Genomic DNA, 16,681 nt, shown 5'->3' on the forward strand with positions numbered 1-16,681 from the left:
TAAGTTATCTAAATTCTTAATTTAAATTAGCACAGTCACTGAGTAATTTTTTAGGAAAAAAGTGCATTCTTTAGTCGAAGGATGCTTTAGACGGATATAAAAAAGCCCCGATAAATCGAGGCTTTTTCTTGAGTTGACTAATGAAATCAGCCAATCAACTTCTTCATTAATTCATTTACTTGAGCAGGGTTAGCTTTACCCTTAGAAGCTTTCATGACTTGACCCACAAGACCGTTAAAAGCTTTTTCTTTACCAGACTTATACTCTTCAACCATTTTTTCATTGGCTGCAAGTACTTCTTTAATGATTGCTTCAATTGCACCTGTGTCAGTTTCTTGCTTTAAACCTTTTTCAGCAATGATGTCATCGGCAGATTTACCTTCCGATTCCCACATAAAGCCAAAGACTTGTTTAGCAATCTTACCGCTAATGGTGTTGTCAATAATGCGTGCAATCATGCCGCCAAGTTGTTCAGCAGAAACAGGAGAGTCTGCTAAGTCTAGGCCTGCTTTGTTTAACGCACCTGAGAATTCACCCATTACCCAGTTTGCAGATACTTTACCTTGCTTCGCACCGCCAGCAGCAGCTACAACAGCTTCATAGAAGTCCGCCATTTCGCGTGAGAGCGTAAGTACATGTGCATCGTACTCAGTTACACCAAAGTCTGCGATAAAGCGCGCACGGCGTGCAGCAGGGAGCTCTGGAAGCGCAGCACGAGCAGCCTCAATTTGCTCATCAGCAATAATTACTGGTAATAAGTCTGGATCAGGGAAGTAACGGTAATCGTTTGCTTCTTCTTTAGAACGCATAGAACGCGTTTCCATTTTGTTTGGATCGAACAAACGAGTTTCTTGGTCGATACTTCCACCGTATTCCAAAATTTCCATTTGGCGTTCAATTTCAACATTGATTGCTTGCTCAATGAAACGGAATGAGTTGAGGTTTTTAAGCTCACAGCGCGTACCAAAAGGTTGGCCCGGACGGCGTAAAGACACGTTACAGTCCGCACGGAATGAACCTTCAGCCATGTTACCGTCAGAAATACCTAACCAACGTACTAATGTGTGAATCGCTTTAATGTAAGCAACAGCTTCTTCAACTGAACGCATGTCAGGTTCAGAAACGATTTCAAGTAAAGGTGTACCAGCACGGTTTAAGTCAATGCCAGACATACCTTCAAATTGGTCATGTACAGACTTACCAGCATCTTCTTCAAGGTGAGCACGAGTTACGCCAATGCGTTTTGTTGTGCCATCTTCAAGCTGGATATCAATGTGGCCTAAGCCAACAATTGGGTTATCCATTTGGCTAATTTGGTAGCCTTTTGGCGAGTCAGGGTAGAAGTAGTTTTTACGTGCAAACACAGATGCTTGGTCGATGTATGCATCAATACCCAAACCAAAGCGGATAGCAAGATCAACCACTTTTTCATTCAAAACAGGGAGTACACCCGGCATAGCCAAGTCGACAAGGCTTGCTTGTGTGTTTGGGTCTTGACCAAATTCAGTTGATGAACCTGAGAAAATTTTAGAATTGGTTGCAAGCTGAGTGTGAATCTCGATACCAATAACGACTTCCCAACCGTCAATCAATTTCAACTTTTGAGCTTCAGCCATTATGCATTCTCCTCAGCAATTGCCGCACGTTGAGTATGGAAATCGGTATTTTGTTGGTATTGATGAACAATCGACAACAATTGTGATTCTGACCAGTAGTTACCAATTAATTGTAGGCCTACAGGTAAGCTGTCTTTATCAAAACCAACAGGAGCATTAATCGCTGGTAAGCCTGCTAAGTTCACTGCAAGGGTATAGATATCGCCTAAATACATTTCAGTTGGGCTTAAGTTCGCACCAATTTTATATGCAGTTGTTGGCGCAGCAGGAGCAGCAATCACATCCACATTCTCAAATGCTTTTAAGAAGTCTTGTTGAATCAAACGACGTACTTTTTGAGCTTTTACATAGTAGGCATCGTAATAACCCGCAGAAAGCGCATAAGTACCAATGAGAATACGACGTTGAACTTCTGGACCGAAACCTTCTGAACGAGAGCGTTTGTAAAGATCCATCAAATCAGCTGGGTTTTCACAGCGGTAGCCATAGCGAACGCCGTCATAACGAGACAAGTTAGATGATGCTTCCGCAGGCGCGATGAGGTAATACGTTGGAACATAGGCTTCAGTCATGTTGAGGTCGATCTCAACAAGCGTTGCACCCATTTCTTCAAGCTTTTTCAATGATTCTTCAACACGAGCTTTTACGTCGGCATCTAAACCTGCAACGTTAAAGTACTGTTTAGGAATACCAATGCGTAGACCTTTTACAGATGTGTTGTTTAAGTTTGCAACGTAGTCATCAACTTCTTTTTTAACCGAAGTCGAGTCTTTTGCATCGTGACCCGCAATTACATTCATTAAGTAAGCACAGTCTTCAGCAGAGCGTGCCATTGGCCCCGCTTGGTCTAAAGATGATGCATAAGCAATGATCCCGAAACGAGATACACGACCATAGGTTGGTTTTAAGCCCGTTAAGCCACAGAATGATGCAGGTTGACGAATTGAGCCACCTGTATCAGTACCTGTAGCAAAAGGTGCTAAATCAGCCGCTACAGCCGCAGCAGAACCACCTGATGAGCCACCAGGAACGTGGTCAAGCGCCCATGGGTTGCTTGTTGCGCCAACATATGAGCTTTCAGAAGTTGAACCCATTGCAAACTCGTCCATGTTCACTTTACCTAAAGTGACAAGACCAGCTGCTTTAGTTTTTTCAACAACAGTTGCATCGTAAGGAGAGATGAAGTTGTCTAGTATTTTTGAACCGGCAGTTGTTTTAATGCCTTTGGTACAAAAGATATCTTTATGCGCAAGAGGAATACCCGTTAAAGCGGTTGCATTACCTGCTTTTAATGCAGCATCGGCAGCGTCGGCTTCAGCAAGCGCTTGTTCAGGCGTAACCGTCACGTAGCTTTTTACCAGTGGGTCAATTTTAGCAATACGTTTTAAATAGTGTTCAGTCAGTTCGCGAGATGAAAACTTCGCTTGGCTTAAGCCCTCAGCAAGTTCACGAATTGATAAGCGATGTAAATCAGTCATGAGTAAAATTTCTTTACATTCAAAATAGGGAAGATGGGTTAGTTGAGTAAAAGTTATTCAATCACGCGAGGAACAAGATACAAACCATCTTGAGTTGCAGGTGCAACTGCTTGGTATTCATCTCGATGATTGCTTTCAGTTACCACATCAGCACGTAAAGGTTGAGGATTGTCAAAAGGACTTTTCAAAGGTTCTACGCCTTCCGTATCAATGCCTTTTAAGGTTTCCATCATGCCTAAAATTTTATTTAGACTTTGAGCATATTCAGCAGATTGCGTATCATTGAGCGACAATCGAGCAAGATTGGCGATTGCTGAAACTGTTTGTGCATTTAAATCTGCTGAATGCTGTGCATCCGATGTAGACATAACATCACCTAATCAGTATTAAAAATTTTCAAAATATCGTGCGTTATAATAAGCGATTGACTTGTTCAAATCATCACATTTAGTTTAAAGTTGCCACCTTGCATCCACATGAAAGTTTAACTGAGAACGAACCGTGATTCTAAAACGACTAATTGGCTTGTTTTCGCCGGATCTAGCCATTGATTTAGGTACAGCAAATACACTTATTTATGCACCAGGCCGCGGCATTATATTAAATGAACCAACAGTTGTGGCAATTCGTCACAGTGGTTCACAAAAAATTGTTGCTGCTGTAGGTCTAGATGCTAAGCAAATGCTGGGCCGTACGCCTGCGAATATTTCTGCAATTCGTCCAATGAAAGACGGTGTAATTGCGGATTTTGAAGTGACTGAAACCATGTTGAATCAGTTTATTGGTAAAGTTCACGAAAAACGTTTGTTCCCACCTGCACCTCGTGTAGTTGTATGTGTACCATGTAAATCAACTTTGGTCGAGCGTCGTGCGATTCGCGAAGCAGTATTTAATGCTGGTGCCCGTGATGTTCGTTTGATTGAAGAGCCTATGGCAGCAGCAATTGGCGCAGGTATGCCAGTTGAACAAGCATGTGGTTCTATGGTTGTGGATGTTGGTGGCGGTACAACAGAAATTGCAATTATTTCATTGCAAGGTTGTGTCTATGCTGACTCTTTACGCATCGGCGGCGATGTTTTTGATGAGCAAATCATCAATTATGTTCGTAAAGCTCACGGTTGTGTGATTGGTGAAACCACTGCTGAAATTATTAAAAAAGAAGTAGGTATGGCTGTTTCTGATGGTACAACATTAGAAATCGAAGTACGTGGCCGTAACCTTGCAGAAGGTGTGCCTCGTGCAATTACCGTAACTTCTGACGAAATTACTCAAGCTATTTCTGATCCGTTACAAAGCATTGTAAGCGCTGTGAAATCTGCTCTTGAGCAAACTCCTCCTGAACTTTCTTCTGATATTGCTGAGCGCGGTATTGTGTTGACAGGTGGTGGTGCGCTACTTCGTAACCTTGACAAGTTATTGGCTCAAGAAACTGGTTTACCAGTTGTTGTTGCTGAAGATCCTCTTACTTGCGTAACCCGTGGTGGTGGTAAAGTATTAGAATTCTTCGACAACCCGAACCATGACATGCTTTTCGTCGGTTAAGTTTAAGGATTAGGCGGTGCAACCGAATATTTTTTCAAGACAGCCGCCATCTTTCCGCTCGTTCATTATTGCGGTCATTACATGTTTGGTTGTGCTGTTCTTTGATTGGCGCATGCCTTATGTAATTCAGCCAGCAAGGGATGTCTTGTACGCTGCATATAACCCAATTTATGCATTGGCTAGTTATCCGGTACTGTCGAGAGAATGGCTGAATCAACAAACAAAATCTGAAGCACAACTGCGTCGTGAAAATACCGCGATGCAGGCTGAGCTTTTACAAGCTCAAGTCCGCTTACAGAAGCTTTCTGAACTGTCAGCTGAAAATACCCGTTTACGAGGCCTTCTTGATACACCATTAATTATTGATGGTCGTATGGAAATTGCCGAAGTGATTGGGACAGATGCAGACCCATTACGCCATATCATCATTATTAACCGAGGCTCTACGGACCATCTAAAGGTCGGTCAAACGGTTCTGGATGATAAGGGGATTATGGGGCAGATTATTAATGTATACCCTCATAGTTCACGTGTGATGTTGTTATCAGATAAAGAACATTCACTGTCGGTACGTCTTGAGCGTACTGGAATGCGGGCGATTGTTTCTGGTACAGGTGATTTGGGCCGTTTAAAAATGGAATATGTCCCGACCAGTGCGAATATTCAGGTGGGTGATAAAGTGTTTAGCTCAGGCTTGGGTGAACATTTCCCAGCAGGTTACGCAGTGGGTACAGTGGCCAAAATAAAACGCCATAATTCAGGTGAGTTTGCTGAAATTGATGTAACACCATCAGCACAATTAGCAACAGGCCATCATGTAGTTGTACTTTTCTCTGAATCATTAGCGAAGGAGCAGCCGTATGCCGATCGCTAAACTTAAACGAGAAAAGCGTAAAGACCCATTATGGGGAATTATTCTCTCCGTTATTGTGGGTTCTGTACTCATGGTTTATCCGCTATCTTATGATATTTCAGGATGGCGGCCACTGTTCATGTTAATGATCATGCTATTTTGGGTAGTATGTCAGCCAACATGGTGTGGGGTCTGGTTTGCATTTGGGATGGGGATTTTTACAGACTTACTGCTTGATGCGCCTTTAGGGCTCAATGCCTTAAGTTTTGTAATTGTGACTTTTCTTACCCGTTTTTTAATTCGGGAACGCCGTATTTTAACTTTTGTTAATTTATGGACGATAGCAACGCTGGTCATTATTGCCCATTTAGCATTTATGTGGGTAACACAGACGATGGGTGGAATTCATTTTTCGATTGCTAGACATTGGCAACCTTTGATGACAAGTATCATCACGTGGCCAGTCGTCTATTATTGTTTGGCAAAATGGCGCATATAGTTTTAGCATCTAGCTCTCCTCGTCGGAAGGAGCTGTTGCAACAGCTAGGCTTAGATTTTGAAATCTATAGTCCTGACATTGATGAGTCTGTTCATGAAAATGAGTTGGTTCATCATTATGTTGAACGGTTGGCTAGAGAAAAAGCTCAGGCTGTATTGAAGCTTTTTCCAGAAGCAATTGTTATTGCTGCCGATACAAGTCTGGGACTTGATGGTCAAATTATTGGTAAGCCTGAATCGAAAAATCATGCCTTTGAAATCTGGAAACAATTATCTGGACGTTGGCATGATGTGTTTTCTGGACTGTGCGTTGCGACTCAACAACAGATGTTAAGTCAGGTAGTGCAAACACAAGTTGAGTTTCAGCGCCTGACTACACAGGATATGGAAGATTATTGGACCACGGGTGAGCCTGTTGGAAAAGCGGGTGGATATGCAATTCAAGGAATTGCCTCGCAATATATTCCCCAAATTCAAGGAAGTTATAGTAATGTGGTAGGACTTCCTTTATACGAATTTGCACAGTTATTCAAAAGAGTAAAGACATAAGGGGTTGTTATCATTCTTCATTGAATAGCATTGTCGATGAACACTAGACAACGTTAAAGTTAACAGCTTCTCTGACTCTTTAATAAAAATTTTATAATGCTTTGAGTTTATGTATGTCAGAAGAACTACTTATTAATGTCACGCCTATGGAGTGTCGGGTGGCATTAATCGAAAATGGAACTGTTAATGAACTGTATGTCGAGCGTACAGTTAAACGCGGTCTAGTCGGCAATATCTACAAGGGTAAAGTTGTACGAGTGCTTCCGGGCATGCAAGCTGCCTTTGTTGATATTGGTTTGTCTCGAACAGCCTTTTTACATATCAATGATATGGTTTGGCCTCGTTCGCAGCCTACCCCAAATGTCTTTGAGTTATTACATCCTGGGCAAACCCTTACTGTCCAAGTAATGAAAGATATGTTGGGCACAAAAGGTGCACGTCTAAGTACAGATCTTTCAATCCCTTCTCGCTATTTGGTTTTAATGCCGTATGGCAACCATATTGGTGTTTCGCAGCGTATTGAGTCTGAAGAAGAGCGAGATCGACTGCGTAATATTATTGAAGGTATTCAATCTGAGCATAATTTACCCGGTAGCGTGATTGTCCGTACGGCTGCAGAAGGTGTGGATGAGGCAGAAATTGCACAGGACATGTGCTATCTGAGCAAATTGTGGGAGTACATTCAACGTAAACAGACCGACGTTGCTGTTCCTTCTTTAATTTTTGAAGAACTTCCATTACCTCAACGTATTATTCGCGACTTAGCAAGCGAAGAAACTGCAAAAATTTATGTAGATTCGCGAGAGATTCATGCAAAACTGCTTGAGTTTGTAGATGAATTTGTCCCGAATATGAAGAGTCGTCTCATTCATTATCCGGGCGAGCGACCACTATTTGATCTTTATAATGTTGAAGAAGATATTCAAAAAGCCTTACAAACTCGCGTAGCTTTGAAGTCGGGCGGTTATCTGATGATCGACCAGACTGAAGCCATGACAACGATTGACGTTAATACAGGTTCATATGTAGGTGGTCGTAGTCTTGAAGACACGGTTTTTAAAACTAATATGGAGGCGACTCAAGTTATCGCGCGTCAACTTAGACTGCGTAATTTGGGGGGGATTCTCATTATTGATTTTATTGACATGCAAGAAGCAACTCACCGTGAAGAGGTGATGCGTCAGTTCGAGAAAATGCTTGAGCGAGATCACGCGAAGACCAAAATTACTCAAGTGTCAGAACTTGGTCTGGTCGAAATGACGCGTAAACGAACTCGTGAATCATTAGAACACTTGTTATGTGAATCATGTCCAACATGTCAAGGACGTGGTTTTGTCAAAACAGCGGAGACAGTGTGTTACGAAATATTTCGTGAGATATTGCGTTATACCCGTGCATTTGAGTCAACGAGTGGCTTTACTGTTGTTGCGCATCCTTCTGTGATTGACCGATTATTAACAGCAGAAGCACCAGCAGTAGCCGATTTAGAGCATTTTATTAACCGTGTTATTAAATTTCAGGTCGAAAATTTATATACGCAAGAGCAATACGATATCATTTTAAGTTAAAGTTGTAACAAGATATCGCTTAATCCTTGTTACAACTGAAATTTTACTTTCATTCATGAATTTTAAATACTACTTACATACAGTAGCCCTAGACGTTCTCCCTATTAAACGTCTTAGCAAACAATAAGAGGTATAACCCATGAATGTAAGTGAAAACTTAATTAGCAACGGTCTTAAACATGTTTTAGAAAGCACGCCAGTAAATAGCTGCTATATGTTGAATGACCAAGGTAAAGAAGTACCAATCACAACTGCTATGATTCGTTCAGTATGTCATCAGTTGCTTAACCAGTGCCGCACAATCAAAAAATAAGGGGCCAATTCAAAGCCCCTTAACTTTTTTTAACTTGCTGAATGATGTTTCAGTTGTTTCTCTGCAATAATTTCTTCAAAACGTTGAATCTCATCTTCTAAATGAGTCAAAAGGTTTTGCATTTTTGGCAAAGCATTTCGACAAGCTGTTAATCCAACTTCAAGCTTATCTAAATAACTGGTCATGGTAATGTTTAGAGCTTGTCCATCCATGACAATCGAAGCAGGGTAGAGTGCATCTAATTTCGCGCCATTCCAATAAAGCGGTTCACGTGGTCCTGGTACATTGGAAATCACTAAATTGAACGCCTGACGCTTAGGAAGCATTCCTGACATGATGTTTAATCCTGCCGGACCATAAACAACCGCACTATAGTTTAAAATTTCATTCGCAGTCATACGGCTAAAGCGTTGCTTTGAATTCTGCATGCTGCGACGAATGATTTCTAGGCGTTCTAACGGTTGATCTTTATGCGTCCCTAAATTTGCCAAAATCATAGTAATCCGGTTACTCATGTCAGAATCATCTGTACGTAATGAAGCTGGAACCATGGCAATAAGTGGCTTTTTAGGTAAGCTGTTTTGGCTAATCAAATATTGACGTAAAGCGCCTGAACATACAGCTAGGACAACATCATTAATCGTCACGCCTAATGCTTTTGAAATTTTTCTAAGGCGGCTTAATTCAAATGATTGGGCCGCAAAACGACGTGAAGCACTGACTCTTTGGTTCAAAATAGAAACTGGTGCCTGAAAAGTAGAAACATAATCAGGATTTTTACCCATTTCCTTGAATATTGTTTGAGATAGCTCGTGCATGACTTTTGGAGCTATGTCGAGTTGAGACTTAATACCGCCTAAAATACTTTTAATTTTACTAGTACTTGGAGTTGGTACTTTTAGACGCTTAGCTCTTTTGCTCTCAACACACCATAAAGGGACAACATGTTTCTCTTCTGGTGTTTTTGATAGAGATTTCTCGATCAAACGCATACCCGCAACGCCGTCGACCATCGCATGATGGATTTTAAAATACATGGCAAAACGATTGCCTTCGATTCCTTCAATAATGTCACAAGTCCAAAGTGGCTTTGCACGATCAATTAGTGAGCTATGCTGCTGTGAAATATAAACCAGTAGTTCACGAATACGGCCCGGGTGAGGCAAAGCAATGTGGCGAAAGTGATGATCGATATCGAACTCTTCATCTTCATCCCAAAATAGACCACTTAAACGGTTATTGAAGGGCGGAATAGGAATGCTCTTTGAGCGTTTAATATCTTCTACTAAATCATGTACAAAGGTTTCTGGTGCATTTTCAGGAATTTCAAATAAAAATAATCCACCGACATGCATGGGTTGCTGTCTTTTTTCAAGTGACAGAAAAATGAAATCAATTGGGTGTAATGGACGCATAAATCATTGTGCCTCATGCATTTTTCTAAGAAGCCCTTATATGAGCTCTTATTAGAATTATAGAACCGTAAAATTAAGTATATAGCGTTTAGAGTAGAGAAAATATGACTTTGTGTACGGAACATGACATAAAAAAAACCACTGATTTACCAGTGGTTTTTTGATATCCAGTTACTTTTTCATATTACCTGCGTGTAAGCCACACTCTTTTTGAGTGGCTTCTTCCCACCACCAGCGTCCTTCACGCTCATGTTGATTAGGTAATACAGGTCGCGTACATGGTTCACAGCCAATAGAAACAAAACCGCGCTCATGAAGAGGATTATATGGAATTTCCATCATACGGATGTAGCTCCATACCTCAGCACTTGTCCAGTTCGCTAGAGGATTATATTTAATGAGTTGCTTACCTGGGCCAGAGAAACCTGCATCAGCTTGTACTACAGGAATCTCTGTACGCGTACCAGGACTTTGATCTTTACGTTGACCCGTAATCCAGCCATCTAAAGTCGCAAGTTTTTTACGCAAAGGCTGAACTTTTCGAATACCGCAACATTCTTGATGCCCATCTGTAAAAAAGCTGAATAAACCTTTTTCGTTTACCATGTTTTGAACAGCTTCAGATTCAGGGAAACAAATTTCGATATTGATATTGTAGTGTTTACGGACAGTTTCAATAAATTGATAAGTTTCGGCATGCAGGCGGCCTGTGTCGAGACTAAATACACGGAATGGTTTGCCTAAGCGTGAAGCAATATCAATTAAAACAACATCTTCTGCTCCCGAAAACGAAATTGCAATTTCACCTTGTTGGCTTAAGGCAAGTTCTAAAATTTCTCGAGGGCTTTTGGTTGCATATTCAGCAGCAAGAGCATCTACGATCTCAATAGTCGGAATAACGGTCATGTGTGTTCCTGGCAAAAGGCTTGGGCGCATTGAGTTATGAAAAATATTCTAAAGGATAGTTAATAAAGTGCTTAGCACTTTAATTTCGATCCTTATGAATAAAATTGATTTGATCAATAACAACGCAAAACTGAAAATCTTAATGGTATGATACAGCAATTTTTAACCAACGTTGGAAGCATTCATGGAAATCGTATGCCTAGATCTTGAAGGAGTTTTAGTTCCTGAAATCTGGATCAATTTCGCTAAAAAAACAGGGATTAAAGAACTCGAAGCAACAACTCGTGATATTCCGGATTATGATGTTTTAATGACTCAGCGCCTTAATATCTTAAAACAACACGGTTTAGGCTTAAATGACATTCAAGAAGTCATTGCTGAGATGGGGCCATTACCGGGTGCAAAAGAGTTTGTTGAATGGGTGAGTACGCATTTCCAACTCGTGATCTTGTCAGATACCTTCTATGAATTTGCACATCCTTTAATGAAGCAATTAGGATGGCCAACAATTTTCTGTCATAAGTTAGAGACAGATGAAGAAGGTATGATTACCGCTTATAAACTACGTCAACCCGATCAAAAACGTGAGTCTGTTAAAGCACTGCATGGCTTGAATTTCCGTGTAATCGCTGCAGGTGATTCTTATAACGATACAACCATGCTTGGTGAAGCGGACCATGGTTTCTTATTTGATGCGCCTGCAAATGTGATTGCTGAGTTTCCACAATTTCCAGCTATTCACGGTTACGATGCATTAAAAGAAGCAATCCGTTCTGTTTCACAGCGTACAATCCCAGCTTAAGAATAAAGAATAAAAAAGGCGCTTAAAGCGCCTTTTTTTATATACATAATTTTTAAACTTAGAATTTATAACCAAGTTTTAAACCATAAGCGATGGCATTGTTGTCAGAGAAGTCTGCAACATATTCATCACTACCAGCTTGTGCACCTGTTTGAGCTTTAGCATCACCCAACCAGAAATATTTTACACCGCCAGCAATAAACGTTTGTGGAGTAGGGCTATATTGAAGACCTAAACCTACGTTCCAGTAACCTTCTGTTGGTCCTAGTGTTGTTACAGGGTTACCTGCACCAGAGTCCCAGCCTACAGACATATTACCAGCCCATTTATCGTTCAGTTTACGACCTACACCAGCGTTCACAGACCATTGGTCATCAGAGTATTCAACTAGGTTAAAGCCATTTGGACGTCCAACAAGACCACCTACAGCTTCCGATACTTTGCCGAATTTATATGGTTGAATTGAGAAATCTTTCCAGTTCACCCAACGTACATTCGCAAACGCAACAGTATCAGCCATGATTCCTGTTTGGAAATCAAGGTTTACAGACTGTGGTGTAGTAATTGTAGTTTTGCCTTCTGTATTAATAGCTTGAAGTTTAGACGCAGGAACATCTAAGCCCGCAAGTACTGAAGTAAGACCAGGGAAATTTAATATAGATAAGTCTTCATTAATATTCACTTTATGATCAATTTCAGATCGATAGGTTAAAGATGCTCTGAGTGCAATTTCAGGAATTTGATAAGCTGCACCTGCTAACCAACCTACACCAGTAGTTTCTTTAATATTTGCGTCATAACCATTATAAAGGCTATAAGCTTGACCTCGTAAACTTACATTACCTTTAACTGTTTGTAATACAGGACCCGCATAGAAGTTAAAGTTTTGAGTTGGTTGGAAACCAAGAACAAAAGATAAATTTTGTGTATCAACTTTAACTTTAGTTCCACCTGTACCTAAATAATTATTTGCAGCATTAATAGCAGCTTGGGTGTTTTGTAATGCTGTCAGTCCTGCACCTACAGTTGTATTTCCACCTTTAGCAACTTGTTGTAACGCGCCTAAGATCTCTGTTTGAGTCGGTTTTGTAGGATCACCGCCAGTAGCATTCGTCACAGCTATAAGAGCTGGTGTAAATGCTGATCCAGATGCTTGAACTAACTTGTTAATTGAGCTGGTTGCTAAGTCAGTTAATGCCTTTTGACTTAAAATAGTATCAGTGCCTGGATTTGAAACGAATACATTATTACCTGAATATTCTGCATCTGCTCCAAATGGTTGATCATAGAGTAGGCCGAAAGAGAATTTATCGTTGAGTTGTAATTTTAATGCCGCACTTGGAAAGTAATAATCATTAGCCATATCGCCAATATCGCGGCGTGTTGCGCTTGATCCTGCTTCTTTACCCGCTACATCTGGGTCTAAAACAGAAATACCTGCTTCAAAATAATTACCCGGTTGGAAGAATGCAGACATTGATTGTCCAGAGCGATCCAATGCTGCTGCAAAAACCCCAGTTGCAGGCAGCGTTGCTAAAATCATTGCAGTGCTCAGATGTTTTAATTTCATTTTAATCTTTCCTTGAACTTCAAGACATTTTTTTAAAAGTAACAGAGTTAAACCGTTTAAACTGTGTTGCCTTCAAAGCTCCTAATTACAAGTAATAGAAGCTTTGATAACTCCATGTAACAAAAATAGCATAATTACAATAAGAGTAAATCTGTTATATGAACTGGGCAGTACTCATTTTTTATACAAATAATGTCAATAATGGATGAAATATGAAGGAATATTTGCATTGTTAAATTAATTTAATTATTTGATATTTATATTTTTTATATATTAGTGGTGGCCTTTGTTTTTATGACATTTTTGTCGCAAATCCAAGAAAAATGGTCAAAGATTTTTTTGTAAAAATATGAGTTAAGTGATTATGAAATGAGTATTGGTAGTTATTTTTAGTTGATAAGTCCAGTTTCTCTACATCTGTATATTATTGATTCAATTTTATATTATTCATTTTATGAAAAAGTTCACCTTAATTTTTTTACCATTTGATCTATTTTTTGAGCGAATTTGGATTCTATATTTGAAAGTTATGTGTAATAAAAAACCGAAAATAATGATCTAAATTCGGTTATTTAATTCTAAGAGCTAAAACATCGCATTAGAGTGGATATAGTTTTTCATCAAATTGCTCAAGTTTGGGGAATTTTAATGACTCGAGCTGGTCCAGATGAGTAAGGTAGATTACATAGTCTTCAAGAAGGGTTTGTCGTGCTTCTTGGCTAATATACGGTACATGGTAAGCAATGAATGGAGGTAGGACTTCAAAACCAGCATATGCCAAAGTACCACGTTGAATCGGGGATAAATAATTTTCGATTGGGCCGTGAATTGAGTTTTCTCCAAACATGTGTGTTCTACCACCGAGTGTTAAACATAACATCGCTTTTTTACCTGCCATGCCGCCATGGTTGTAAAAACGCTTGCCCCCATAAAAAAGTCCAGAGACAAATACACGATCAATCCAGCCTTTTAAAATTGCTGGCACAGATGTCCAATAAAGTGGGAAATTTAAAATGACGAGATCTGCTTTTTTTACCTTTTCAATTTCTGCTTGAATATCATGAGCTAGAAGTTGATTTTTGCTGGCATTTCTTTGCTCTAGAGCATAGTTAAAATACTCAGGTTGATTAAGCTCTAAGAAATCCGCTTTGGATGCAATAGGGTTAAATTGCATCGCATATAAATCTGAAATTTCTACACTGTGCCCCAATTTTTCTAAGGTTTGCTTAGCTGTATTTTTTAGAGCAGTGGTGAAAGACTGGGGTTCTGGATGAGCATGGACAATAAGAATGTTCATAAGGTGAGACCTGTATTCTTTTCAGAAATTGTGCTGTCTAGTGCAATTCAGCGGATTTTGTTTTGAATAACTATGCATCAATTTAAAAGCATGGCATAGTTCATGAACTGTCAGTTTTTACCATTTTGCGCCATTTTTTTGCTGATTGGTTTGTTTATGAATCCAGAATTACCCGGAACTTATATTAATTTAATCGTTGAGACTGTTAAGCGGTGGGGTGTCTCTGGTGAGCAGCTTTTAAATGGAAGTGGAATAACCTTAGACCAATTAGAAAAGCCTTACTGGTATGTTGAATTCAACATCTTAAATCAGCTTATTGAGCGGGCGATCGAGTTATGCAAAGAGCCAGCATTAGCTGGATATTTAGCTTTAAGCATGACGGCTTCATGTTATGGTTCAGTTGGAATGGCTGCCATAGTTTCTCCAAATTTAGGAGAAGCACTGAAAATACTTGAACAATTCATTGGTTCACGTTGTAAGGTCTTTAGACCGGAATTAAAACAAGAAAATAATGATGCTTGTTGGTCAATTCATCAGCCCGTCAATGCATTTCAGCTGAGCCCCAATGCCAACATTTTTTTGTTACTCGGTTTTGTTCAAATTGCGAAAAAATTAACAGGGCTTTCTCATTTGGGAAAAGTTGAATTACAAATGCCAGAGCCGATAGGTTTTGACCAAATCAGTCATCAACTGGCTGTGACTTGTTTATTTAACCAAAAGGGTAATCGTTGGATATTTCCAAAAGAGTATTTAGCACAATCTGTATTAACGGCAGACCCAATGCTAGCGCCGTTATTAAATGCGCAATGTAAGCGGGATATAGAGAAATTAAACTTAAAAAGTGGTTGGAAAGGACAAGTCAAACAAGTTGCCGAAAAATTGCTTTTGAATGGGGAGATTGAGACATTAAAAGTTGGGCAAGTGGCTCATATCATGAATATGTCAGAGCGAACCCTGCAACGCTATTTAGCTCTTGATCACACTAGTTTTACCTTTTTGGTGGACTCACTGAAAAAGGACCATGCCCAGAAACTTTTATCTCAAAATAATATGTCGGTTGAAAAAGTGGCTTTAATACTGGGTTATGCCGAAACTTCTCACTTCACTCGTGCGTTTAAGCGCTGGATGGGGATGACGCCTAAATATTTCCAAACCAAACATAAGATGGATGATTTAAGTTAAAAGGCCACAAATTTAATTTCATGGCCTTTCATTTATGATTTGAGTCAATTAAGTAGATTATTCTGGCTTAGATGAGAGTGAATCAATCACTTCAAAATAGCTAGGTGGTGCTGGAACATGGCCGCGCTCTCTCAATAGACGATGCATACGTGGCAGTTTGAAGTAGGGGACCGAAGCCATTAAATGGTGTTCCATGTGGTAATTGACATGAATAGGCGCTACAAAACTTCTAGCAATCCAACCTGCACGTGTAGTACGGGTATTAGTTAAAGCGGTATTACTCGTTTGCATCCCTGCATGTTCGGCCATTGAGCGAATTCTTAAAAATAATGGAAACGGTGTCAAATACGCTAAAGGCCATAACCAATAAAACCGTTGCTGACCAAAAGCTTTTAAAACACCATAAAGAGCAACATTGGTAGCAATGGCACCACTAATGTTTTTTATAAGACTTTTGGCATAGTCAACGAAATCTTTATTGCTTCGATCTAACCAGACTTGATGATTTGCAACGGTCCATTTCATTAGATCTAGGTCCATTAACACTCGACCAAAGCTAAACTTTAATCCCGTCATACCCGTTAAGTCGCGTAAAAATTTACGAGTAAGCGATTTTTTGCTTACAGGAAAACCAGAAACTAACGAAAGGTCAGGGTCATCTGGAGTAGAGGTTTTTGCATGATGACGAACATGATGTACGCGATATTTTTGTAGATCATTCCAGATTGGACGGGCGCATAGCCATTCGCCTACAAAGTCATTTATTTTTTTATTTTTGAATAAACTTTTATGGGATGCATCGTGCATTAAAATTGCGAGGCATAACTGACGGCCAGCTAAAACAGCTAGAGCAAGCATACATGCTAATAATTTTCCCCAACTCGGTAAGTAATCCCACATCATAATTAAGCTGGCAAATGTTCCTCCAATAACAGCCCATGTGCTAGTAACGGCCCAAGCGCCATATGCATCTGAAGGTTCTGTAAGCTCTTGTATTTCTTCTCTGCTAAATAGATCGGTAACACTCACCTGTGCATTCATTTTTATTCTCCCAAATTAGAGTTTGGTATCCATATTTTATATTACAAATAT

Annotated in this window: 16 protein-coding genes; 8 read left to right on the forward strand and 8 right to left on the reverse strand. The window is 39.9% G+C overall.

Annotation, left to right across the window (positions count from 1 at the left end; all coding sequences use genetic code 11):
• Nucleotides 1–146: 146 nt before the first annotated feature.
• The 3 genes from gatB to gatC are packed head-to-tail and all read right to left on the reverse strand — an operon-like array spanning nt 147 to nt 3,462.
• Nucleotides 147–1,616, reverse strand: coding sequence for an Asp-tRNA(Asn)/Glu-tRNA(Gln) amidotransferase subunit GatB (gatB, locus tag F928_RS05165; RefSeq protein ID WP_002116348.1), 1,470 nt, complete (start codon nt 1,614–1,616; stop codon nt 147–149).
• Nucleotides 1,616–3,094 carry an Asp-tRNA(Asn)/Glu-tRNA(Gln) amidotransferase subunit GatA gene (gene gatA / locus F928_RS05170; protein WP_005072830.1) on the reverse strand — a complete coding sequence of 493 codons (1,479 nt, stop codon included), beginning with the start codon at nt 3,092–3,094 and terminating at the stop codon, nt 1,616–1,618. Before gatA ends, gatB begins: the two co-directional genes overlap by 1 nt.
• A 53-nt stretch (nt 3,095–3,147) precedes the next feature.
• Nucleotides 3,148–3,462 (reverse strand): Asp-tRNA(Asn)/Glu-tRNA(Gln) amidotransferase subunit GatC, encoded by a 315-nt coding sequence (gene gatC, locus F928_RS05175; RefSeq protein WP_000107699.1) that lies wholly within the window; start codon nt 3,460–3,462, stop codon nt 3,148–3,150.
• A 133-nt stretch (nt 3,463–3,595) separates the two neighbouring features.
• On the opposite strand from gatC, the gene F928_RS05180 reads away from it, so the two are divergent.
• The 6 genes from F928_RS05180 to F928_RS05205 all read left to right on the forward strand — a co-directional run bounded on the left by F928_RS05180 (nt 3,596) and on the right by F928_RS05205 (nt 8,417).
• Nucleotides 3,596–4,636, forward strand: coding sequence for a rod shape-determining protein (locus F928_RS05180; RefSeq protein ID WP_000601379.1), 1,041 nt, complete (start codon nt 3,596–3,598; stop codon nt 4,634–4,636).
• Between the two features lie 16 nt (nt 4,637–4,652).
• The gene (gene mreC, locus F928_RS05185) at nt 4,653–5,510 is read left to right on the forward strand and encodes a rod shape-determining protein MreC (RefSeq protein ID WP_002116449.1); all 858 of its coding nucleotides are present in this window, start codon (nt 4,653–4,655) and stop codon (nt 5,508–5,510) included.
• Complete coding sequence (gene mreD, locus F928_RS05190; RefSeq protein ID WP_002116279.1) at nt 5,497–5,988, forward strand: rod shape-determining protein MreD; 492 nt, start codon at nt 5,497–5,499, stop codon at nt 5,986–5,988. Before mreC ends, mreD begins: the two co-directional genes overlap by 14 nt.
• A complete protein-coding gene (locus F928_RS05195; protein ID WP_005072834.1) occupies nt 5,976–6,536 on the forward strand; it encodes a Maf-like protein in 561 nt (186 codons plus the stop codon). Before mreD ends, F928_RS05195 begins: the two co-directional genes overlap by 13 nt.
• Nucleotides 6,537–6,649: 113 nt before the next feature.
• Nucleotides 6,650–8,104 (forward strand): ribonuclease G, encoded by a 1,455-nt coding sequence (gene rng, locus F928_RS05200; protein ID WP_005064412.1) that lies wholly within the window; start codon nt 6,650–6,652, stop codon nt 8,102–8,104.
• A 139-nt stretch (nt 8,105–8,243) separates the two neighbouring features.
• The gene (locus tag F928_RS05205) at nt 8,244–8,417 is read left to right on the forward strand and encodes a PA1571 family protein (protein WP_002116397.1); all 174 of its coding nucleotides are present in this window, start codon (nt 8,244–8,246) and stop codon (nt 8,415–8,417) included.
• 29 nt (nt 8,418–8,446) lie between these two features.
• On the opposite strand, the gene F928_RS05210 is transcribed toward F928_RS05205, so the two are convergent.
• Both F928_RS05210 and cysH read right to left on the reverse strand, forming a co-directional pair.
• Entirely contained in the window at nt 8,447–9,832 is a 1,386-nt protein-coding gene (locus F928_RS05210; RefSeq protein ID WP_005072836.1) for a WS/DGAT/MGAT family O-acyltransferase, read from the reverse strand.
• A gap of 171 nt (nt 9,833–10,003) precedes the next feature.
• Nucleotides 10,004–10,738, reverse strand: a complete 735-nt coding sequence (gene cysH, locus F928_RS05215; protein WP_002116388.1) for a phosphoadenylyl-sulfate reductase — start codon at nt 10,736–10,738, stop codon at nt 10,004–10,006.
• Between the two features lie 184 nt (nt 10,739–10,922).
• Here cysH and thrH point away from each other — a divergent pair, with 184 nt between their 5' ends.
• Entirely contained in the window at nt 10,923–11,540 is a 618-nt protein-coding gene (gene thrH / locus F928_RS05220; protein WP_002116438.1) for a bifunctional phosphoserine phosphatase/homoserine phosphotransferase ThrH, read from the forward strand.
• Nucleotides 11,541–11,598: 58 nt separating this feature from the next.
• Here thrH and F928_RS05225 read toward each other — a convergent pair whose 3' ends face one another.
• The gene (locus F928_RS05225) at nt 11,599–13,110 is read right to left on the reverse strand and encodes an OmpP1/FadL family transporter (protein ID WP_002116318.1); all 1,512 of its coding nucleotides are present in this window, start codon (nt 13,108–13,110) and stop codon (nt 11,599–11,601) included.
• Nucleotides 13,111–13,708: 598 nt separating this feature from the next.
• Nucleotides 13,709–14,407, reverse strand: a complete 699-nt coding sequence (locus F928_RS05230) for an NAD(P)H-dependent oxidoreductase (RefSeq protein WP_005072841.1) — start codon at nt 14,405–14,407, stop codon at nt 13,709–13,711.
• Between the two features lie 156 nt (nt 14,408–14,563).
• On the opposite strand from F928_RS05230, the gene F928_RS05235 reads away from it, so the two are divergent.
• Nucleotides 14,564–15,589 (forward strand): AraC family transcriptional regulator, encoded by a 1,026-nt coding sequence (locus F928_RS05235; RefSeq protein WP_025464193.1) that lies wholly within the window; start codon nt 14,564–14,566, stop codon nt 15,587–15,589.
• Nucleotides 15,590–15,646: 57 nt separating this feature from the next.
• Here F928_RS05235 and F928_RS05240 read toward each other — a convergent pair whose 3' ends face one another.
• Entirely contained in the window at nt 15,647–16,630 is a 984-nt protein-coding gene (locus tag F928_RS05240; RefSeq protein WP_005072844.1) for a fatty acid desaturase family protein, read from the reverse strand.
• Between the last annotated feature and the right edge of the window lie 51 nt (nt 16,631–16,681).

Source organism: Acinetobacter pittii ATCC 19004 = CIP 70.29, assembly GCF_000369045.1.
Lineage (GTDB): Bacteria > Pseudomonadota > Gammaproteobacteria > Pseudomonadales > Moraxellaceae > Acinetobacter > Acinetobacter pittii.